General features: G+C 73.7%; 12 protein-coding genes, 2 pseudogenes and 1 riboswitch. Of the genes and pseudogenes, 9 read left to right on the top strand and 5 right to left on the bottom strand.

The genetic code is table 11. The annotated features are described in order from the left end of the window. Nucleotides 1-159: 159 nt before the first annotated feature. Together BLV72_RS33795 and BLV72_RS33790 are read right to left on the bottom strand one after the other, a co-directional pair. Nucleotides 160-1,877: pseudogene (locus BLV72_RS33795) on the bottom strand (3-hydroxyacyl-CoA dehydrogenase family protein). A gap of 38 nt (nucleotides 1,878-1,915) precedes the next feature. After that, nucleotides 1,916-2,956 (bottom strand): 3-oxoacyl-ACP synthase III family protein, encoded by a 1,041-nt coding sequence (locus BLV72_RS33790; protein WP_093467124.1) that lies wholly within the window; start codon nucleotides 2,954-2,956, stop codon nucleotides 1,916-1,918. 295 nt (nucleotides 2,957-3,251) lie between these two features. On the opposite strand from BLV72_RS33790, the gene BLV72_RS33785 reads away from it, so the two are divergent. Beyond that, nucleotides 3,252-4,697: a lipase maturation factor family protein gene (locus tag BLV72_RS33785; protein WP_093467123.1), complete on the top strand. Its 1,446-nt coding sequence runs from the start codon at nucleotides 3,252-3,254 to the stop codon at nucleotides 4,695-4,697. 2 nt (nucleotides 4,698-4,699) lie between these two features. Here the strand turns inward: BLV72_RS33785 and BLV72_RS33780 are convergent, their stop codons facing one another. Next, nucleotides 4,700-5,269: a hypothetical protein gene (locus BLV72_RS33780; protein WP_143059823.1), complete on the bottom strand. Its 570-nt coding sequence runs from the start codon at nucleotides 5,267-5,269 to the stop codon at nucleotides 4,700-4,702. On the opposite strand from BLV72_RS33780, the gene BLV72_RS33775 reads away from it, so the two are divergent. The 3 genes and pseudogenes from BLV72_RS33775 (at nucleotide 5,232) to BLV72_RS51180 (ending at nucleotide 8,902) form a co-directional block, all read left to right on the top strand. Continuing rightward, complete coding sequence (locus BLV72_RS33775; RefSeq protein WP_143059822.1) at nucleotides 5,232-6,650, top strand: hypothetical protein; 1,419 nt, start codon at nucleotides 5,232-5,234, stop codon at nucleotides 6,648-6,650. The two genes, BLV72_RS33780 and BLV72_RS33775, sit on opposite strands and share 38 nt — an antisense overlap. 524 nt (nucleotides 6,651-7,174) lie before the next feature. Further along, nucleotides 7,175-8,647: pseudogene (locus BLV72_RS33770) on the top strand (HAD-IC family P-type ATPase); the annotation flags it as partial. Nucleotides 8,648-8,773: 126 nt separating this feature from the next. Further along, nucleotides 8,774-8,902, top strand: a complete 129-nt coding sequence (locus tag BLV72_RS51180) for a hypothetical protein (RefSeq protein WP_280143026.1) — start codon at nucleotides 8,774-8,776, stop codon at nucleotides 8,900-8,902. Between the two features lie 141 nt (nucleotides 8,903-9,043). Here the strand turns inward: BLV72_RS51180 and BLV72_RS33765 are convergent, their stop codons facing one another. Then, a complete protein-coding gene (locus tag BLV72_RS33765; protein WP_093467118.1) occupies nucleotides 9,044-10,042 on the bottom strand; it encodes a cation diffusion facilitator family transporter in 999 nt (332 codons plus the stop codon). Between the two features lie 294 nt (nucleotides 10,043-10,336). Here BLV72_RS33765 and BLV72_RS33760 point away from each other — a divergent pair, with 294 nt between their 5' ends. Continuing rightward, nucleotides 10,337-10,591: a hypothetical protein gene (locus BLV72_RS33760; RefSeq protein ID WP_093467117.1), complete on the top strand. Its 255-nt coding sequence runs from the start codon at nucleotides 10,337-10,339 to the stop codon at nucleotides 10,589-10,591. A 66-nt stretch (nucleotides 10,592-10,657) separates the two neighbouring features. Here BLV72_RS33760 and cobN read toward each other — a convergent pair whose 3' ends face one another. After that, nucleotides 10,658-14,299 (bottom strand): cobaltochelatase subunit CobN, encoded by a 3,642-nt coding sequence (cobN, locus tag BLV72_RS33755; protein WP_093467115.1) that lies wholly within the window; start codon nucleotides 14,297-14,299, stop codon nucleotides 10,658-10,660. A gap of 53 nt (nucleotides 14,300-14,352) precedes the next feature. Next, nucleotides 14,353-14,438, bottom strand: a riboswitch (cobalamin riboswitch). 188 nt (nucleotides 14,439-14,626) lie between these two features. Here cobN and BLV72_RS52165 point away from each other — a divergent pair. From BLV72_RS52165 to BLV72_RS33740, 4 genes are read left to right on the top strand one after another with little or no spacing between them, the layout of a single operon-like run. Beyond that, entirely contained in the window at nucleotides 14,627-15,097 is a 471-nt protein-coding gene (locus tag BLV72_RS52165) for a hypothetical protein (RefSeq protein ID WP_425288414.1), read from the top strand. Further along, the gene (locus tag BLV72_RS33750; RefSeq protein WP_425288413.1) at nucleotides 14,989-16,152 is read left to right on the top strand and encodes a precorrin-3B synthase; all 1,164 of its coding nucleotides are present in this window, start codon (nucleotides 14,989-14,991) and stop codon (nucleotides 16,150-16,152) included. The genes BLV72_RS52165 and BLV72_RS33750 overlap by 109 nt, the downstream gene beginning before the upstream one ends. Continuing rightward, nucleotides 16,149-16,799: a precorrin-8X methylmutase gene (locus BLV72_RS33745; protein WP_093467114.1), complete on the top strand. Its 651-nt coding sequence runs from the start codon at nucleotides 16,149-16,151 to the stop codon at nucleotides 16,797-16,799. Before BLV72_RS33750 ends, BLV72_RS33745 begins: the two co-directional genes overlap by 4 nt. Next, nucleotides 16,796-18,295 carry a precorrin-2 C(20)-methyltransferase gene (locus tag BLV72_RS33740; RefSeq protein ID WP_093467112.1) on the top strand — a complete coding sequence of 500 codons (1,500 nt, stop codon included), beginning with the start codon at nucleotides 16,796-16,798 and terminating at the stop codon, nucleotides 18,293-18,295. The genes BLV72_RS33745 and BLV72_RS33740 overlap by 4 nt, the downstream gene beginning before the upstream one ends. The last annotated feature ends 3 nt before the right edge of the window (nucleotides 18,296-18,298 follow it).

Here is an 18,298-nt window from a genome sequence, read left to right as displayed (position 1 = left end):
GATGGCGCGCCAATCCTTGTCACAATGAATTCCACAGACATCCAAGCCCTTGGACTATTCCAATGGCATGTGCATACGCATTGTCATCGCTCCGGGCATACGGATGCCGGGGCCGGGGGACGGTGTGCCCCGGCCCCGGCATCCCCCCGTGGTCCGCCGCTAGCGCTCGTGGAGGTGCAGCCCCCTGCCGCCCTTGCGGCCCAGGTGACCCGCCTCGACCAGCCGCTCCAGATGGCGGGCCGGGGCCAGGGCCGGATCCCGGAAGGTGCCGTGCAGGGTGCGCTGGATGGCGAGGGAGACATCGAGTCCGATCACATCCAGCAGGCGCAGCGGACCCATCGGATAGCCCTGCCCGGCCGCCATCACCGTGTCGATGTGCTCGGCGGTGGCCCAGCCCTCCTGAACCATCGCCACCGCGCTGTTCAGATAGGGAAAGAGCAGGGCGTTGACGATGAATCCGGCCCGGTCCGGGCAGTCCACCGCACGCTTGCCGAGCGCCGCGGCCACCGCGTGGGCCGTGCCCAGGGCCTCCTTGGAGGTGAGCACGGTGTGCACCACCTCGACCAGCCGCATCACCGGCGCCGGGTTGAAGAAGTGCATCCCGATGACGTCCTCGGGCCGCCGCGTCGCCATCGCGCATTCGATGACGGGCAGGCTCGAGGTGGAGGTGGCCAGCACCGCCCCCGGTGCGCACACCCGGTCCAGATCGGCGAAGACGGCCCGCTTGACGTCGATGTCCTCCGCCACGGCCTCGACCACCAGATCGCAGGTGCCGAGCGCCCGAAGTTCACGTCCCGCGGTCAGCCGGTCCATCGACTCGGTGAGCAGCCCGGGCGCCAGCTTGCCGCGCCGCACCCCCCGCTCCAGCGAGCGCTCCACGGCTGCCGTTGCCTCCTTCGCGCGCAGCTCGCTGCGGGCCACCAGTACCGTCGGATAGCCGGAGCGCGCGCACACTTCCGCGATGCCGACGGCCATCGTGCCCGAGCCCACCACCCCGATCCGCCGTACCGCGCGGGCGGGTACGGGCTCGCCGAGGCCGTCGGCCTCGCCGCCCCGGGCGGCGCCGCCCGCCTCGTACTCGTAGAAGCCACGGCCCGCCTTCACCCCCACCAGACCGGCGGTGACCATATGGGCCAGGGTGGGCGCGGGCGCGTACCGCGGATCGCCGGTGCGCTCGTACAGCGCCTCCAGGGAGTCCCGCGCGGTGTCCAGGCCCATGGCGTCCAGCTGGGCCAGCGGCCCATCGGCAGCCCGCAGCCGAGCGTCATGGCGGTGTCGATGCTGTCGCGCGAGGCGTAGCGCCGCTCATACATGGCCACGGCGTTGTTGAGGTACGCCATGGTGAGCGCGCCCCCGATGAAGCCCGGCCGGTCGGCCACCGGCACCGGGATCCGGCCCAGGTCGCGGACCAGTTCCTGGACGTCCGCCAGGACCGCGTCGCCGGTGAGCGGGGTGCCCACCACCTCCACCGCCCGGTCCTCGCGGTCGGGGCCCAACGGGAAGAGGTGCAGCCCCACCGTGCGGTCGGTCCGGCCGGAGCCGAAAGCGATCTCGGTCACCGGGAGCCCGGTGGTCGTGGTGGCGAACACCGTCTCCGGCGGACAGTCGGCGTGGACGCGGGCGAGCAGCCGGCGCTTGGTCTCCATCCGTTCGGGGACCGCCTCGACCACCAGATCGGCCCGTGCGGCGGCCGCCGGGTCGGTGGTGAACTCGACGGCGGATTCCGCCGCGGTCACCCGCCCCCGGCCGCGCCGCAGGGCCGCCTCGTCCCGCTCCACGGCGATCACCCGCCGACCGCCGCGGACCAGGGCGTCCACGAAGTGGCAGCCGGTGGTGCCGAGCCCGAACACCGCGACGGTGGGAAAGCGCTGTGCCATGCCGATGAGTCCTTTCACTGGCTGGGACCTTGGGTAGCTCACGAACCGCCGTGGCCGTCCTGCCACCTGACGAGCGCCGCGCCGAGCGACATCCCGCCGCCGAATCCGGCCAGCAGCAGCAACTCGCCGTCGGTGAACACGTCCTGTCGCCGGGCGTCGTCGAGCGCCAGCGGGATGGAGGCGGCGCTGGTGTTGCCGTGCTCGGCCACCGTCAGATGCGTACGCGCCCGCGGCAGCCCGAGGTCCGGGAGCGCCTTGGCCAGCAGCACGCCATTGGCCTGATGGGGAATGAAGTGGTCCACGCTCGCGGCGTCGGTGCGCTGCGCGGCCAGCAGGGCCCGTATCGCACGCGGCAGCTCGGCGAGGACGTACTCGCTGACCGCGCGGCCCCGCATCCGGAAGAAGTGGCCCCCGTCGGCGAGGGTCTTCTCGGAGGCCGGTGCGCGGCTGCCGCCCGCCGGCACCTGGATCAGCTCGTTCAGTGCGCCGTCGCTGGTGAGCAGCGATCCGGTGAGGCCGTAGCCGGGACGCACGGGCCCGAGCACCACCGCCCCCGCCCCGTCGCCGAAGAGCACCGCGGTGCGCCGGTCGGTGCGGTCGATGATGCGGGAGTAGACATCGGCGCCGATCACCAGGGCGTACGGGGCGGGGGCGCCGGAGCCGGCCGACAGCAGCCCGGCCGCCGTCACCAGGGCGAACACGAAGCCGCTGCAGACCGCGTTGATGTCGAAGGCGGCCGCGCCCGTGGCGCCGATCCGGTGCTGCACCAGACAGGCGGTGGCGGGCTGGGGGTGATCGGGGGTCGAGGTGGCCACCACGATCCAGCCGAGCTGACCGGCGCGGATCCCGGCGTCCGCGAGGGCGGCGCGGGCCGCCTCCACGGCCAGGTCGGAGGTGGCCTCGTGGTCGGCGGCGTAACGGCGGCGCCGGATGCCGGTCTTGGCCGAGATCCACTCCGCGGTCACCCCGGCGCGCTCGGCCACCAGCTCATTGGACACGGCCTCGGCCGGCAGATACGAGCCGGTGCCGAGGATCCCGACGGGCCGGCCGCCCGGTGTCCGGACCGGATGGTCGGTCATCTGTGTCTCCCGGCCCGCGCGGCCACCGCCGCCGTCGCCGGTGCCATCGCTGTCATCGCTGTTCGCGGGGTTCGGCGGTGCTCGAGAAGAAGCATTGAGTGGTTCCCTCCGAATCCATGCCGGGCATTGACGCTACGGACCGGGCACGGCACGGATAACCCCTAACCCATCACCCCCCTAGGCCCCCTACCGAATGAACCCGGTCCGCCGTATGAGCCGGCGCATGGCGGGCACTCGCCCAAGGTGGTACCGATACATGCAGGCCGAAGGCAGACCGGCTCAGGGAGCGGCCCCCATGGAGTGGTTCACCTCATCCGACTACTGGCTGAGCCGACTGGTCTTCCAACGGGGGATGGCCGCCGTCTATCTGATCGCCTTCCTGACGGCGGCCCTGCAGGGCCGGGCGCTGCTCGGCGAGCGGGGGCTGACCCCGGTGCCGCAGTTCCTCGAACGGGTGCCGTTCCGGCGCTCGCCCAGCCTGTTCCATCTGCACTACTCCGACCGGTTCTTCGTCTGCTGCGCCTGGCTGGGGGCCGCGCTGTCGGCCGCGCTGCTGGTGGGGGCCGCGGACCGGGCGCCCCTGGCGGTCGCGATGGTGGCGTGGCTGGTGCTGTGGCTGCTGTATCTGTCGATCGTCAACGTGGGACAGGTGTGGTACGGCTTCGGCTGGGAGTCCCTGCTGCTGGAGTCGGGATTCCTCGCCGTCTTCCTGGGCAATGAGCACACCGCGCCGCCCGTGCTCATCCTGTGGCTGCTGCGCTGGCTGCTGTTCCGGGTGGAGTTCGGCGCCGGGCTGATCAAGATCCGTGGGGACCGCTGCTGGCGGGACCTGACGTGCCTCTACTACCACCATGAGACCCAGCCGATGCCGGGCCCGCTGAGCTGGTTCTTCCACCATCTGCCGCGGCCGCTGCACCGGGTGGAGGTGGCGGCCAACCACGTGGCGCAGCTGATCGTGCCGGTGCTGCTGTTCACCCCGCAGCCGGTCGCGAGCGTGGCGGCGGGGATCGTCGTGGTCACCCAACTGTGGCTGGTGGCCTCCGGAAACTTCTCCTGGCTCAACTGGCTGACGATCCTGCTGGCGCTCCCGGCGGTCGACGGGCGCCGCGCCGCCGAGGTGCTGGGGCTGCCCGGGCCGCCGGCCCTCGCCGCTCCCCCGGTCTGGTACGAGGTGGTGGTGCTGGCCGCGGCCGCGCTGGTGCTGGTGCTCAGCTACTGGCCGGCCCGCAATCTGCTGTCGGGCCGTCAGTTGATGAACTACTCGTTCAACCCGCTGCACCTGGTCAACACCTACGGGGCCTTCGGCACCATCAGCCGCAGCCGGCAGGAGGTGGTGATCCAGGGCACCGGCGACGCGGTCCTCACCCCGGACACGGTCTGGAAGGACTACGAGTTCCGGGGCAAGCCGGGCGATGTGCGGCGGATGCCGCGCCAGTACGCCCCGTACCATCTGCGGCTGGACTGGATGATGTGGTTCGCGGGGCTCTCGCCCGCCTACGCCGGGTCCTGGTTCACCCCGCTGATCGGCAAGCTGCTGGTCAACGACCGGGCGACGGTGAAGCTGCTGCGCGCCACCCCCTTCCCGGATGTGCCGCCCGCCCATCTGCGCGCGCGGCTGTATCTCTACCGCTTCACCACCCCGGCGGAACGGCGGGCCACCGGGGCCTGGTGGCATCGGACCCTGCTGAGCGAGTTTCTGCCGCCGGTCCGGCTGGAGGGCCACGGCTCGTCACGGACGTGACATCAGGCCTGACCGGCGCTCAGGCGGCGGCGCCCTTCGCGTTCGGAGTCTCGGCGCCCGGCGGGGGGGTTGCGCAGTACGGCGTAGCCGACGCCGACGCCCACCGCGATCGGCCATTCCAGCACTCCGGCGAGGCCCATCGCGCCGAGGCCGAGGTAGAGCGGAAGCCCGCCCTTGGCGGGCAGGATCCGCCGCGCGGTCCTGATCGGCATCGTGGCCACGCTCGCCGTGGTCATGGCGGGCATGAGCAGCTGGCCCGCGCGGTGGAGGACGCGCTGCGGCGGGTGGCGGGCGTCAACTGGGCCGGGGTGAACGCGGCGCTGGGCCAGGTGCTGGTCGACTTCGACGAGGACCAGCTCGGCCCCGAGGACGTGCTGAAGGTGGTCGAGCGGGTCGAGGCGGCCCAGGGCACGGACATGGACTCCTTCCCGGCGGGCCGTCCGCAGCCGCCGTTCGCCTCCGCGCCGGCAAACGCTGGCCGCGACCGCGCTCGCCGCCGACTGCCTGGGCCTGGTGGCGGCCACGATCCGGCGGGTGTCGATGGTGCCCGCGCTCTCCCCCGCACTGCGCATCCCCACGGTGATGGCGGAGATCCAGCCCCGGGTGCGCGATCTGCTGGAGTCCCGGCTCGGCCGCGCCCAGGCCGACACCCTGATCGGCGTGTCGAACGCCGTGGTGCACGCCCTGACCAGGGGCGAGGCCCCGCTCGCCCTGGACGCGCTGCAGCGCATGCTGCAACTCGCCGAGATCCGCGGCCGGCAGACCGTATGGCAGAGCCGCGAGCCGGAGTTGGTGACGGACGGCGCCGGACTCCCCGAGCGCTCGCACCCGTCCACCCCCCGGCCCACTCCCCTGCCGCACGGGCCGGTGGAGACCTGCATCGACCGCACCTCCCTGGCCTCGCTGTCCGGTGCGGGCGGGCTGCCGGCATGGACCCGCGACCCCGAACAGGCCGCCAAGGCGCTGCTGGCCACCGTGCCGAAGGCGGCCGCCATAGGGAGGGAGGCGTTCGCCGCCCGGCTGGGCGATGTGCTGGCGCGCGATGGTGTGCTGCCCATGGACGGCACCGCGCTGCGGCTGCTGGACCGCGTGTCGGCGGTGCTGATCGACTCGCGGGCACTGTGCGCCGGCCGTCCGCGGCTGATGTCGGTCACCACCGTCGGCGATCTGGGCGAGGCCGAGGCGTGGAGCGCCGCGCAGTCCGTCCTGGACCGCCGCACGCTGCGGGAGCTGTCCGACGAGGGACCCTGGACGCGCGGCGCCTGGCGGCTGGAGCGGCCCCACGACATCCCCGCGGCGATCCCGGCGAGCCCCTTGGCGCTGACCGCGGACCTGCACGGCGAGGACGGCCGGCGGCAGGCCCGGGTCCGGATCGGCTGCGAACTCGACCCGCTGGCCGATGCCGTGGTGGCGGCGGCCCGCACCGGCGCGCGGCGTCTGGTGCTCACCGGACACGCCAGCACGGACGAGATCGCTCCCTGGGCGGACGAACTGCTCCCCCTCGGCGCCTCGCTCCCCGACACGGTGCGCCGACTGCAGATCGGGGGCCACGGCGTGTTGCTGATCAGCGGCGAGGATGACGAGGCGCTCGGCGCGGCCGATCTCGGCGTCGCCGTCACGGCGCGCGGCGAGAGCCGGGTGTGCTGGTCGGCCGATCTGATCTGCGGCCCCGGGCTCCTGCATGCGTGGCGTGTGCTGCGGGCGCTGGAGGACGCGCGCTCGGTCAGCAGTCGCTCGGCGCGGCTGTCGATGGCCGGGTCCGCGCTCGGCGCGCTCATCGCCGCGGCGGGAACCCGGCCCGCGGTGGCCGGACTCGCCACCTCCCCGGTGTACAGCGCGGCGTTCCTGGCCGTGCTCGGCGGGATCAGCGCGGCGCGCCGGGTGGAGCGCCGCCCCCGCCCCCGCCCCGTGTCCGCGGCAACTGGCATGCCCTGGGGGCGCGGGAGACCCTGAGCGTGCTGTGCGCGTTCCGGGAGAACGGCACGGAGCTGCCCGACGGTTCGGGCGCGTCACGCGGTGCGGGTTCCGGGGAACCGGGCGCGCCGGGGGCCCTGTGGTCGGCCGGGGTGCGCCCGGTCCGCAAGGCCGCCAGGACGGTCGTACGGGCCGGGGCGCCCGGCGTCATGGGGGCCGCCTCCGCCCGCTTCGCGGCACTGCACCGGAACACCACCTCGCTGGTGAACGCGGTGCGCGAGGAGCTGCACGATCCGCTCACCCCGGTGCTGGCGCTGGGCGCCGCGGCCTCGGCTGCGGTGGGATCCGGTGTGGACTCCTTCCTCGTCGTCAGCGTGATGGCGGGCAATGCGGTGATCAGCGGCGCACAGCGGCTGCGCGCCGAACGCTCGCTGCGCGGCCTGCTGCTGAGCGAGCGGATGAACGGCCGGCTGGTCGACTGGGCGCCCGCGATGTCCCTGGCGGACGGGGTGGCGGCGGACCGTGAGGTGTTCTTCGCGGGGCTGACCGCCGCCCCGGTGCGCACGGTGGCCGCCGAGGAACTGCGGGTCGGGGACATCATCGCGCTGCGGCCCTCGGACGTCGTACCGGCCGACGCCCGGCTGCTGGTCAGCGACCGGCTGGAGCTGGACGAGGCCGGTCTCACCGGCGAGTCCGGGCCGGTCGCCAAGGACCCGGCCGCCACTCCGGGCGCCGACCTCGCGGACCGGTCCTGCATGGTCTACGAGGGCTGCACGGTGCTCGCCGGAACCGGATACGCCGTGGTCGTGGCCGCCGGACCGCAGACCGAGGCGGGACGCGCCGCCGAATTGGCCGGACACGCCACCGCGCCCATCGGGATCGAGGGCCGGCTGGCCGCGCTCACCAAGGTCGCGCTGCCCGCCACCGGCCTCGGCGGTGCCGCCGTCACCCTGCTGGGCCTGATGCGCGGGGTGCCGGTGCGCGAGGCGCTGTCCACCGGCGTGGCCATCGCGGTGGCCGCCGTACCCGAGGGGCTGCCGCTGGTGGCCACCGTGGCGCAGTCCGCCGCGGCGCGCCGGCTCTCGCACCGCGGGGTGCTGACCCGCTCGGCGCGGGTGCTGGAGGCCCTGGGCCGGGTCGACGTGGTCTGCTTCGACAAGACCGGCACCCTGACCGAGGGCCGGCTGGCCGTGGCCCGGGTCGCCGGGTACGACCACGAGTTGCCGACCGGCGGCGCGCTGGGCATGCGGCTGCTGCGCACGGCGGCCCGGGCCTGCCCCGAGCGCGAGGGCGGGCGGGCGCTGGCGCACGCCACCGACCAGGCGGTCATCGACGCGGACCCGACCCGGATCCTCGACGCGCTGCAGGAGGGCAGGGCGCTGTGGCGCAGTGTGCGCGACGCGGTGGCGATCCTGGTCGGCGGGAACGCGGGGGAGGTCGCCTTCACCGTCCTGGGCGCGGCGGTGGCCGGGCGGGCGCCGCTGGGCACCCGTCAGCTTCTCCTGGTGAATCCGCTCACCGACATGCTGCCCGCCCTGGCGGTGGCCCTCGCCCGGTCCCGGGAGCAGAAGTCCGGTGAGGACCCGCTGGTCGGCGGCCCGGCGTCCGCGCTGTTCGGCTCCGATCTGGGCCGCATCCTCGCGGTGCGCGGCAGTGCCACCGCGCTGGGCGCCGCCGCGGCCTGGCAGTGCGGGCGGATGACGGGCCGGGCCCGGCGGGCGAGCACCATGGGGCTCGCGGCGCTGGTCGGCACCCAGCTGGGCCAGACGTTCATGACCGACTGGCCCAGCTCCCTGGTGCTGGTCACCAGCGTCGCCTCGGCGGACACGCTGTTCGCCATCGTGGAGACCCCGATGGTCAGCCACTTCTTCGGCTGTACGCCCCTGGGCCCGATGGCCTGGTCGGTCGTCGGCACGTGCTCGGCCGCCGCCACGTTGGGGGCGGCCGTCGCGCCACGGCTGCTCTTCCCCCCGGCGGGCGCCGCTCGCGGTCTGAACGCAGCACCCGGGAAACGGGACATCTCCGGCGTTTCTTAACCTGAGCGTTCCCTCCATTCACCGGACGCTCACCCGGTGTGCGCCATCCGCTTTCCCACGCGGGTCAGGCTACGGACGGGAAGCGGATGCCTCGCTTCCGCTCGTGTTCCGTCCAGTGAGGTACTCATGGCCCACATTCTGACGACCGTCCTGGTCAAGCTGGCCCAGATCGCGGTGGAGGCGTTGGTCGCCCAGCTCGTGAAGACGCTGGTGACCTCGACCTTCCGGCCGGCCGCCGCTCCGGCCGCCGCCTGATACGACCGGCACCCGCCGGCCGTTCGGGGCGCCGTCCCCAGGGACGGGGCCCGCCACCGTCATCGCAGCCCGGAAGCGCCACGACACTCCCGGGCCTTCCGCAGGGCGGCGCGATGCGCGGCCCTGCTCAGTGCGACGCACTCAGTGGCCGTACGACGTCGCCCGGTGCACCGGACCGTGGGCGGTCGGACAGTGCTCCCCGTCCTCCCGCCCCCGCGCGGCGGGGTCCTCCAGATGGTCGACCTGAAGCGTGGTGTGGGTGATCCCGTACTCACCGCTCAGCACCGCCTCCAGGTCCTCCCGGACCGCATGGCAGTCGCCGCCCGCCGCGACCAGGACATGGGCGGAGAGCGAGACCTCGCCCGAGGTGATCTGCCAGACATGCAGATCGTGCACCTCGGCCACCTGTCCATGGGCGACGAGACGGCCGCCCACCTCATCGGGTTCGACCCCGGCCGGGGCGGCCTCCAACAGCACCCGGCCGGAGGCCCGCAGCAGCTCCACACCCGCCTTGATCATGAGGACGACCACCAGCAGACCGGCGATCGCGTCGGCGCGGGCGAAGCCCGTCGTCACCACCACCAGACCGGCGACGGCGGTGGCGATGAAGGCGTAGAGATCGTTGAGCACATGCTGGAAGGCGCCCTCGACATTGAGCGAGGAGCGGTTGGCCTTCGACATGCACCAGGCGGCCGCGAGGTTCACCGCCACCCCGGCCAGCGCGGTGACCAGCACCAGACCGCCGGTCACCTCGGGCGGATCGATCAGCCGCCCCACACTCTCATAGCCGAGATAGGCGCCGAGCAGCAGCAGAGAAAGCCCGTTGGCCTGGGCGGAAAGGATTTCCGACCGCTTGAGCCCATAGGTGTATCCGCCGCGTGCGGGGCGCGCCGAGAGCCGGATCGCGATGAGCGCGAGAACGATCGAGGCGGCGTCGGTGAGCATATGGGCCGCGTCGGACAGCAGCGCCACGGAGCGGGCGATGATCCCGACGACCACCTCGACCGCCATGAAGCCGCTGATCAGCGCGAGGGCGAGGGACAGCCACCGGCGGTCGGCGTTCTCCGCCACCCCGTGGGCGTGGCCGCCGTGCCCAGCTCCGCCGTGCCCCTCGTCGGGTCCGTGCGCATGAGCTCCCACCGGCTCCTCCTCGGATCGTCTTCGGGACAGCGCAATTGAAACAGCCCCGAGGGGAATTCACCAAAGGCTGCAATGGACACGGTTATCAATAAACTTCCGCACCGGCGGCGAAGAGGCTTTATGAATGCGGCAATGCTTTTCATTTCGGAATGCGAAAAGGGGGTACGGCCCGGCCGCCCGGGCCCGTCACCGGGGAGTCGCTGACATGTGCGAGACCACGCCGATGCGGGTGAGACCGGCGCGCGGAAGGTGACCCGGCGGGGCACGGCGCGTTGTCCGACCATGACGACGACGATGCGACGCCGTTCTCTCTCGCAGCCGAGCAGAGCGCTGGACCGGAGCACCGAAGGCGACGGAACGGTTCATCAGACCGTTCACACCTCCACATCCGTACCCATCTACGCGGCGCTCGTCGAGCGCTGGGCGTCCGCGGGGCGCGCGGTTCCCGGGCGCTACGACCGCGAGTGGACCGAACTGGTCAACTGTCCCCCTTGGCCGGACCGGATCCGGGCGGCGGCCCGCCCGGCGGCACGACCGTCCGCCGACTGAGCCACCGCCCGGTTCATCGCTCGGGTGCGCGGATATGCCTGCTCATCCCCGCGGACGTGGACGTGCCTACTCGTCCCCGCCCTCCAGGCCGCCCTCCGTCTCCAGATACAGCTCCCGCACCCGCTCCAGCACCTCCGGGTCGGGCTCGTCCCACAGCCCGCGGCTCTCGGCCTCCAGCAGCCGCTCGGCCATGCCGTGCAGCGCCCAGGGGTTGGCCTGCTCCAGGAAGGCGCGGTTCTCCGGATCGAGCAGATAGGTCTGGGCGAGCTTGTCGTACATCCAGTCGGCGACCACGCCCGTCGTCGCGTCGTACCCGAAGAGGTAGTCCACCGTCGCGGCGAGTTCGAAGGCGCCCTTGTAGCCGTGGCGGCGCATCGCCTCGATCCAGCGCGGGTTGACCACCCGGGCGCGGAAGACCCGTGAGGTCTCCTCGTGCAGGGTGCGGGTGCGGACCGTCTCGGGGCGGGTGGAGTCGCCGATGTACGCGGCGGGCGCGGCGCCCTTGAGCGCACGCACGGTGGCCACCATGCCGCCGTGGTACTGGAAGTAGTCGTCGGAGTCGGCGATGTCGTGCTCGCGGGTGTCGGTGTTCTTCGCCGCGACCGCGATCCGGCGGTAGGCGCTCTCCATCTCGGCCCGCGCCGGCCGCCCCTCCAGACCGCGCCCGTAGGCGTAGCCGCCCCAGACCGTGTAGACCTCGGCGAGGTCGGCGTCGGTACGCCAGTCGCGGCTGTCGATGAGCTGGAGCAGCCCGGCGCCGTAGGTGCCGGGGCGGGAGCCGAAGATCCGGGTGGTGGCGCGGCGCTCGTCACCGTGTGCGGCGAGGTCGGCGCGGGTGTGCGCCCGGATGTAGTTGTCCTCGTCGCTCTCCTCCAGGGAGGCGGCGAGCCGTACGGCGTCGTCCAGCAGCCCGACGACGTGGGGGAAGGCGTCCCGGAAGAAGCCGCTGATGCGCAGGGTGACATCGACGCGCGGGCGGCCCAGCTGGTCGAGCGGCACGGGTTCCAGGCCCGTCACCCGGCGCGAGGCGTCGTCCCACACCGGCCGGACGCCCAGCAGCGCCAGCGCCTCGGCCACATCGTCGCCGGAGGTGCGCATCGCGCTCGTGCCCCACAGCGAGAGGCCGACGGACTTCGGCCACTGGCCGTCGTTGTCGGCGCGGTAGCGCTCCAGGAGCGAATCGGCCAGGGCCTGGCCGGTCTCCCAGGCCAGCCTGCTGGGCACGGCCTTGGGGTCGACGGAGTAGAAGTTGCGGCCGGTCGGCAGGACGTTGACCAGTCCGCGCAGCGGCGAGCCGGACGGCCCCGCGGGGACGAATCCGCCGGCGAGGGCGTGGACCGCGTGGTCGATCTCGTCCGTCGTGGCGGCCAGCCGGGGGACGACCTCGCGGGCGGCGAAGTCGAGAATCGCGGAGACGGCCGCGCGCTGCTCCTCGGGCAGGGTGAGGACGGCCTTCTCGACGGCCTCCGGGGCCCATTCGGCGTCCTCCATCGCCTGGACCAGCCCGCGGGCCCGCTCCTCGGCCTCGTCGGCGCCGGTGCGGGTGGCGGCCGACTCGTCGAGGCCGAGCGCCTCGCGCAGGCCGGGGAGTGCGGACGTACCGCCCCAGATCTGGCGGGCGCGGAGGATGGCCAGCACCAGGTTGACGCGCGCGGGCCCGGCCGGGGCGGTGCCCAGGACATGCAGTCCGTCGCGGATCTGGGCGTCCTTGACCTCGCACAGCCAGCCGTCGACATGCAGCAGGAAGTCGTCGAAGCCGTCGTCGTCCGGCCGGTCCTCCAGGCCCAGGTCATGGTCGAGCCGGGCGGCCTGGATGAGGGTCCAGATCTGGGCGCGGATGGCGGGGAGCTTGGCCGGGTCCATCGCGGAGATGGCGGCGTACTCGTCGAGCAGTTGCTCCAGCCGCGCGATGTCGCCGTAGGAGTCGGCGCGGGCCATCGGCGGGACGAGGTGGTCGACGAGGGTGGCGTGGACGCGGCGCTTGGCCTGGGTGCCCTCGCCCGGGTCGTTGACCAGGAAGGGGTAGACGAGCGGCAGATCGCCGAGCGCGGCGTCGGGGCCGCAGGCGGCGGACAGTCCGGCGTTCTTGCCGGGCAGCCACTCCAGGTTGCCGTGTTTGCCCAGGTGGACCATGGCGTCGGCGCCGAATCCGCCGTCGGCGCGGGGGGTGGCCATCCAGCGGTAGGCGGCCAGGTAGTGGTGCGAGGGCGGCAGATCGGGGTCGTGGTAGATGGCGATGGGGTTCTCGCCGAAGCCGCGCGGGGGCTGGATGACCACCAGGAGGTTGCCGCGGCGCAGCGCGGCCAGCACGATCTCGCCCTCGGGGTCGCGGCTGGTGTCGACGAACATCTGGCCGGGTGGCGGGCCCCAGTGCTCCTCGACCGCGTCGCGGAGCGCCTGCGGCAGCGTGGCGTACCAGCGGCGGTAGTCGGCGGCCGGGACGCGGACGGGGTTGCGGGCGAGCTGCTCCTCGGTGAGCCACTCCTGGTCGTGGCCGCCCGCCTCGATGAGGGCGCGGATCAGGTCGTCGCCGTCGCCGGAGACCAGGCCCGGGAGCGCCTCCGGCCCGTCCTCGGGGCCCAGGTCGTAGCCATCGGCGCGCAGCCGGCGCAGCAGGGCGACGGCGCTCGCGGGGGTGTCGAGGCCGACGGCGTTGCCGATCCGGGAGTGCTTGGTGGGGTAGGCGGAGAGGACGAGCGCCAGGCGCTTGTCGGCGGCGGGGATATGGCGGAGCCGGGCGTGTCGTACCGCGATTCCGGCGACACGCGCGGCGCGCTCGGCGTCGGCGGCATAGACCGGCAGGCCGTCCTCGTCGACCTCCTTGAAGGAGAACGGCACGGTGATGAGCCGTCCGTCGAACTCCGGGACGGCGACCTGGGTCGCGGCGTCCAGCGGGGAGAGCCCCTCGTCGTTCTCCTCCCACGCGGCGCGCGACGAGGTCAGGCACAGCGCCTGCAGCACGGGCACGTCGAGCGCGGCGAGCGCGCCCGCGTCCCACGCCTCGTCGTCACCGCCCGCGGACGCCTCGGCGGGGCGGGTGCCGCCGGCCGCGAGGACGGTGGTGACGATGGCGTCGGCCGCGCCGAGGGCCTCGATCAACTCGGGCTCGGGGGCCCGCAGCGAGGCCACGAACAGCGGCAGCGGGCGACCACCGGCGTCCTCCACGGCCCGGCACAGGGCTTCCACGAAGGCGGTGTTGCCGCTCATGTGGTGGGCGCGGTAGTAGAGCACCGCGATGGTCGGGCCGGTGACGTCGCCGGGTCCGGCCGCGCGGTCGGTGCGCTCCAGCGGACCCCAGGTGGGCGCGGGCGCGGGCGGTTCGAAGCCATGGCCGGTGAGCAGCACGGTGTCGGAGAGGAACCGGGCGAGCTGGTCGAGGTTGGCGGGCCCGCCGTGGGCGAGGTAGGCGTGGGCCTCGGCGGCGATGCCGACCGGGACCGTGGACGCCTCCATGAGCTGGGCGTCGGGCGCCTGTTCACCGGTGAGGACGACCACGGGGAGGTCGCCCGCGAGCAGCGTGTCGAGCCCCTCCTGCCAGGCGCGGATGCCGCCGAGGAGCCGTACGACGACGAGTTCGACGCCGTCGAGGAGGCCGGGGAGGTCGTCGAGAGCGAGGCGGGCCGGGTTGGCGAGGCGGTACGGCACCGGGCCCGTGGCGGCACGGGCGCTCAGCAGGTCGGTGTCGGACGTCGACAGCAGCAGAATCATGCGACGGCATGCCTTCCTCGGGGTCCGCGCCCCGGGCGGGTTGAAGACGGCGGCAGTTCCTGGCTCGCGCGGCCGCTGCCGTTCGGCAGCCGCCGCGCTCACAGTGGCGGGACCGCGCCGGATTTCCACCGGCTTCCTACCGTGAGTGCCGTCTTGTGCGTTCGGCGGGCCGGGACCGACCCACCGTTGAGCATAGTAAGCGTTGCTGACCTGCCACGGGACGGTGAGTTCCGGCCTGGCCGGGGCGGTGGGCCGGACCGGATCGTCGGTATGCTCGCCGCCATGTCCCTCCCCCCGACAACCACCCCATCCGGGGATGAAACCCCCGTGCGCGGGCGTGATGACGCCTGTCCTGGCGCGCTACGGCTGCACCCGGCGGACGATGGTTCGCTCGCCCGGATCCGGGTGCCGGGCGGCCTGCTGACGGCCCGTCAGGCGCTGGCGCTGGGGCGGGTGGCCGAGGAGTTGGGCGACGGGCGGCTGGACATCACCTCACGGGGCAATCTGCAGGTGCGCGGCCTGGATGCGGGGTGCGACGCGGAACTGGCGGCCCGGCTGCGGGCGGCCGGACTGCTGCCCTCCGACCGCCATGACCGGGTGCGCAACATCGTGGCGTCGCCGCTGTCCGGGCTGGACGGCGAGGGGCATGCGGATGTGGTGGCGTGGGTGCGGGAGTTGGACGCCGTGCTGTGCGACGACACACCTGCGGGGGCGGGGAATTGTCCGGCTTGTCGGGCAGGTTCCTGTTCGCGCTGGACGATGGGCGTGGCGATGTGGCCACCTTGGGCGCGGATGTGACATTGATCGCAACGCCGGACGGTGGAGCGGTGCTATGGGTCGGCGGTCCGCCGCCGGGTCCGGACGTGCCGTCGCCGTCTACGGCGGGGACGGCACACCCGGACGCGGCAGCGCGGCGCGGGTCTCGTACGGCCGGGTCGGCGGCAGGGGGCGGTCTCCGGGTGCGGGGGGAGGACGCGCCGCGTGCGGCGGCGCTGGCCGCGGTGGAGTTCCTGGCCAAGGCCGGTGAGAGCGGCACCCGGGCGTGGCGGGTACGCGAACTCCCCGCGCGACACGCCGTGACGACCGAGGGATTGGCCGCGCGACTCGCCGACGCGGGCGTCGAGGCCCTACCCGTGGAGCATGAGCCGGCGCCCCGGGCCACACCACCCGCTCCCGGGCCGGTTCCCGGCCCGAACGGGCGTCACGCGCTCTCCGTCGCCCTCCCCCTGGGCCGGGTGAGCGCCGCACAGTGGCGGCTGCTCGCCGGGCTCGCCTCCCGGAGCGGGGCCGCTGAGCTGCGTATGACACCCTGGCGCGGCGTGCTGCTCCCCGGGTTCGCCCCGGACGACACGCGCGGTGCCTTGTCCGAACTGTCCGACGCGGGACTGGTGACCACGCCGGACTCACCGTGGCTCGGGGTCGGCGCATGCACGGGACGGCCGGGCTGCGCCAAGTCCCTGGCGGATGTGCGGGCCGACACGGCACGCATGGTCGCGGACACGGCGCGGGCGGCCGCAGACCGGGCGCGCGGGACCTCGGGCACGGCCCGGGCAGCCGCGAACGCGGCGGGAGTGGACGCGGGTGGTGCGAAGCCGTGGCCGGTGAGCGGCGCACCGTACGGCGGCGGCCCGGCCGGGCCCGATCCGCTGCCGGTGTACGTCTCCGGCTGTGAACGGCGCTGCGGTCACCCCGGGGGCCACTGGGTGGACGCGCTGGCGACCGGCGACACGGACTACCGCGTCACCGTGCGGGGCGCGGGGGGAGACACGTCGGAGGCGGACAGCTCGGACAGCGTGGATGTGACAGCAGAGCAGTTGGCCGGCGCCGTCGCGGCGGCCCGTGGAACGACATGATCGAGGACACCGTGTTCGACTACGAGAAGGACGGGGCGGCCATCTACCGTGCGTCCTTTGCCACCATCCGTGCCGAGGCCGACCTCGGCGGACTCCCCGCCGACGTCAGCCAGGTGGCGGTGCGGATGATCCACGCCTGCGGCATGGTCGACCTGGTCAAGGACCTCGCGTACACGCCCGAGGTGGTCTCCCGCGCCCGCGCCGCGCTGCGGTCCGGCGCGCCGGTGCTCTGTGACGCGCGCATGGTCGCCAGCGGGGTCACCCGCAAGCGGCTGCCCGCCGACAACGAGGTCATCTGCACCCTCGCGGACCCCGCCGTACCGGAGTTGGCGCGGCGCATGGGCACCACGCGCAGCGCCGCCGCGCTGGAGCTGTGGCGGGACCGGCTCGAAGGGGCGGTGGTGGCGGTGGGCAACGCCCCCACGGCGCTCTTCCGGCTGCTGGAGATGATCGAAGAAGAAGGGGCGGGCGCGCCGCGCCCGGCCGCCGTGATCGGTGTGCCGGTGGGCTTCATCGGCGCCGCCGAGTCCAAGGAGGCGCTGGCCGGGCATCCGGCGGCGCTCGACCATCTGGTGGTGCACGGCCGGCGGGGCGGCAGTGCCATCGCCGCGGCCGCGATCAACGCGATAGCGAGCGAGGAAGAGTGAGCGAGCAGCAGACGGGCCGGCTCTACGGTGTGGGGCTCGGCCCCGGCGACCCCTCCCTGATGACCGTACGCGCCGTGGAGGTCATCGCCGAGGCCGATGTCATCGCGTACCACAGCGCCCGGCACGGGCGCAGCATCGCGCGCTCCATCGCCGAGCGGCATCTGCGGCCCGACCACATCGAGGAGCGGCTGGTCTATCCGGTCACCACGGAGACCACCGACCATCCGGGCGGCTATCGCGGCGCGATGGACGAGTTCTACGCGGACGCGGCCGCCAGGCTCGCCGCGCATCTGGACGCGGGGCGCACGGTCGCCGTGCTCGCGGAGGGCGATCCGCTCTTCTACGGCTCGTATATGCACATGCACAAGCGGCTCGCCGACCGCTACCCCACCGAGGTCATCCCCGGTGTCACCTCGGTCAGCGCCGCGGCCGCCCGGCTCGGCGTGCCGCTGGTGGAGGGCGAGGAGGTGCTGACTGTCCTCCCCGGCACCCTGCCCGAGGAGGAGTTGACGGCCCGGCTGGCGACGACGGACGCGGCGGCCGTGATGAAGCTCGGCCGGACCTTCCCGACGGTGCGGCGCGCGCTGGAGCGGTCGGGGCGGCTCGCGGACGCGCGCTATGTGGAGCGCGCCACGATGGACGCGGAGCGGACCGCTCCGCTGGCCGAGGTCGACCCGGAGTCGGTGCCGTACTTCTCGATGGCGGTGCTGCCCAGCCGGGTGGACGCGCCGCGCGAGGAGTCCGGCATGGGCGAGGTCGCGGTCGTCGGCCTGGGCCCGGCCGGTCCGCTGTGGCTCACCCCCGAGGCGCGGGCCGAACTGGCCGCCGCGCAGGACCTGGTCGGCTACAGCACCTATCTGGACCGGGTGCCCGTACGGCCGGGCCAGCGGCGCCACGCCTCCGACAACAAGGTCGAGTCCGTACGCGCCGAGTTCGCCCTCGACCTCGCCCGGCGGGGCCGGCGTGTCGCCGTCGTCTCCTCCGGCGACCCCGGCGTGTTCGCCATGGCCACCGCCGTCCTGGAGGCCGCCTCCGAGGATCCCTACCGCGAGGTCCCGGTGCGGATCGTCCCCGGCATGACCGCGGCCCACGCCGCCGCCGCCCGGGCCGGCGCACCGCTCGGCCACGACTACGCGGTGATCTCCCTCTCCGACCGGCTCAAGCCCTGGGAGGTCATCGCCGAACGGCTGCGCGCCGCCGCGGCGGCCGACCTGGTGCTCGCCGTCTACAACCCCGGCTCCCGCAGCCGCGTCTGGCAGGTGGGCAAGGCCCGCGAACTCCTGCTGGAGCACCGCGCCCCCGACACGCCCGTGGTCCTGGGCCGCGACATCGGCGGCCCCGGCGAACGCGTGCGGATCGTCCGGCTGGCCGACCTCGACCCGGCCGACGTCGACATGCGCACGATCCTCCTGGTGGGCTCCTCCCAGACCCGCACGGTCCGGCGCGGCGACGGCACCGAGGTCGTCTGGACGCCACGCCGCTACCCGGAGGTCTAGCCT

Origin of the sequence: Streptomyces melanosporofaciens (genome assembly GCF_900105695.1) — a bacterium.
In the GTDB taxonomy this organism is placed as follows: domain Bacteria; phylum Actinomycetota; class Actinomycetes; order Streptomycetales; family Streptomycetaceae; genus Streptomyces; species Streptomyces antimycoticus.
Note: the sequence above shows the minus strand (reverse complement) of the source record. Positions and strands in the feature narration are given on the sequence as shown.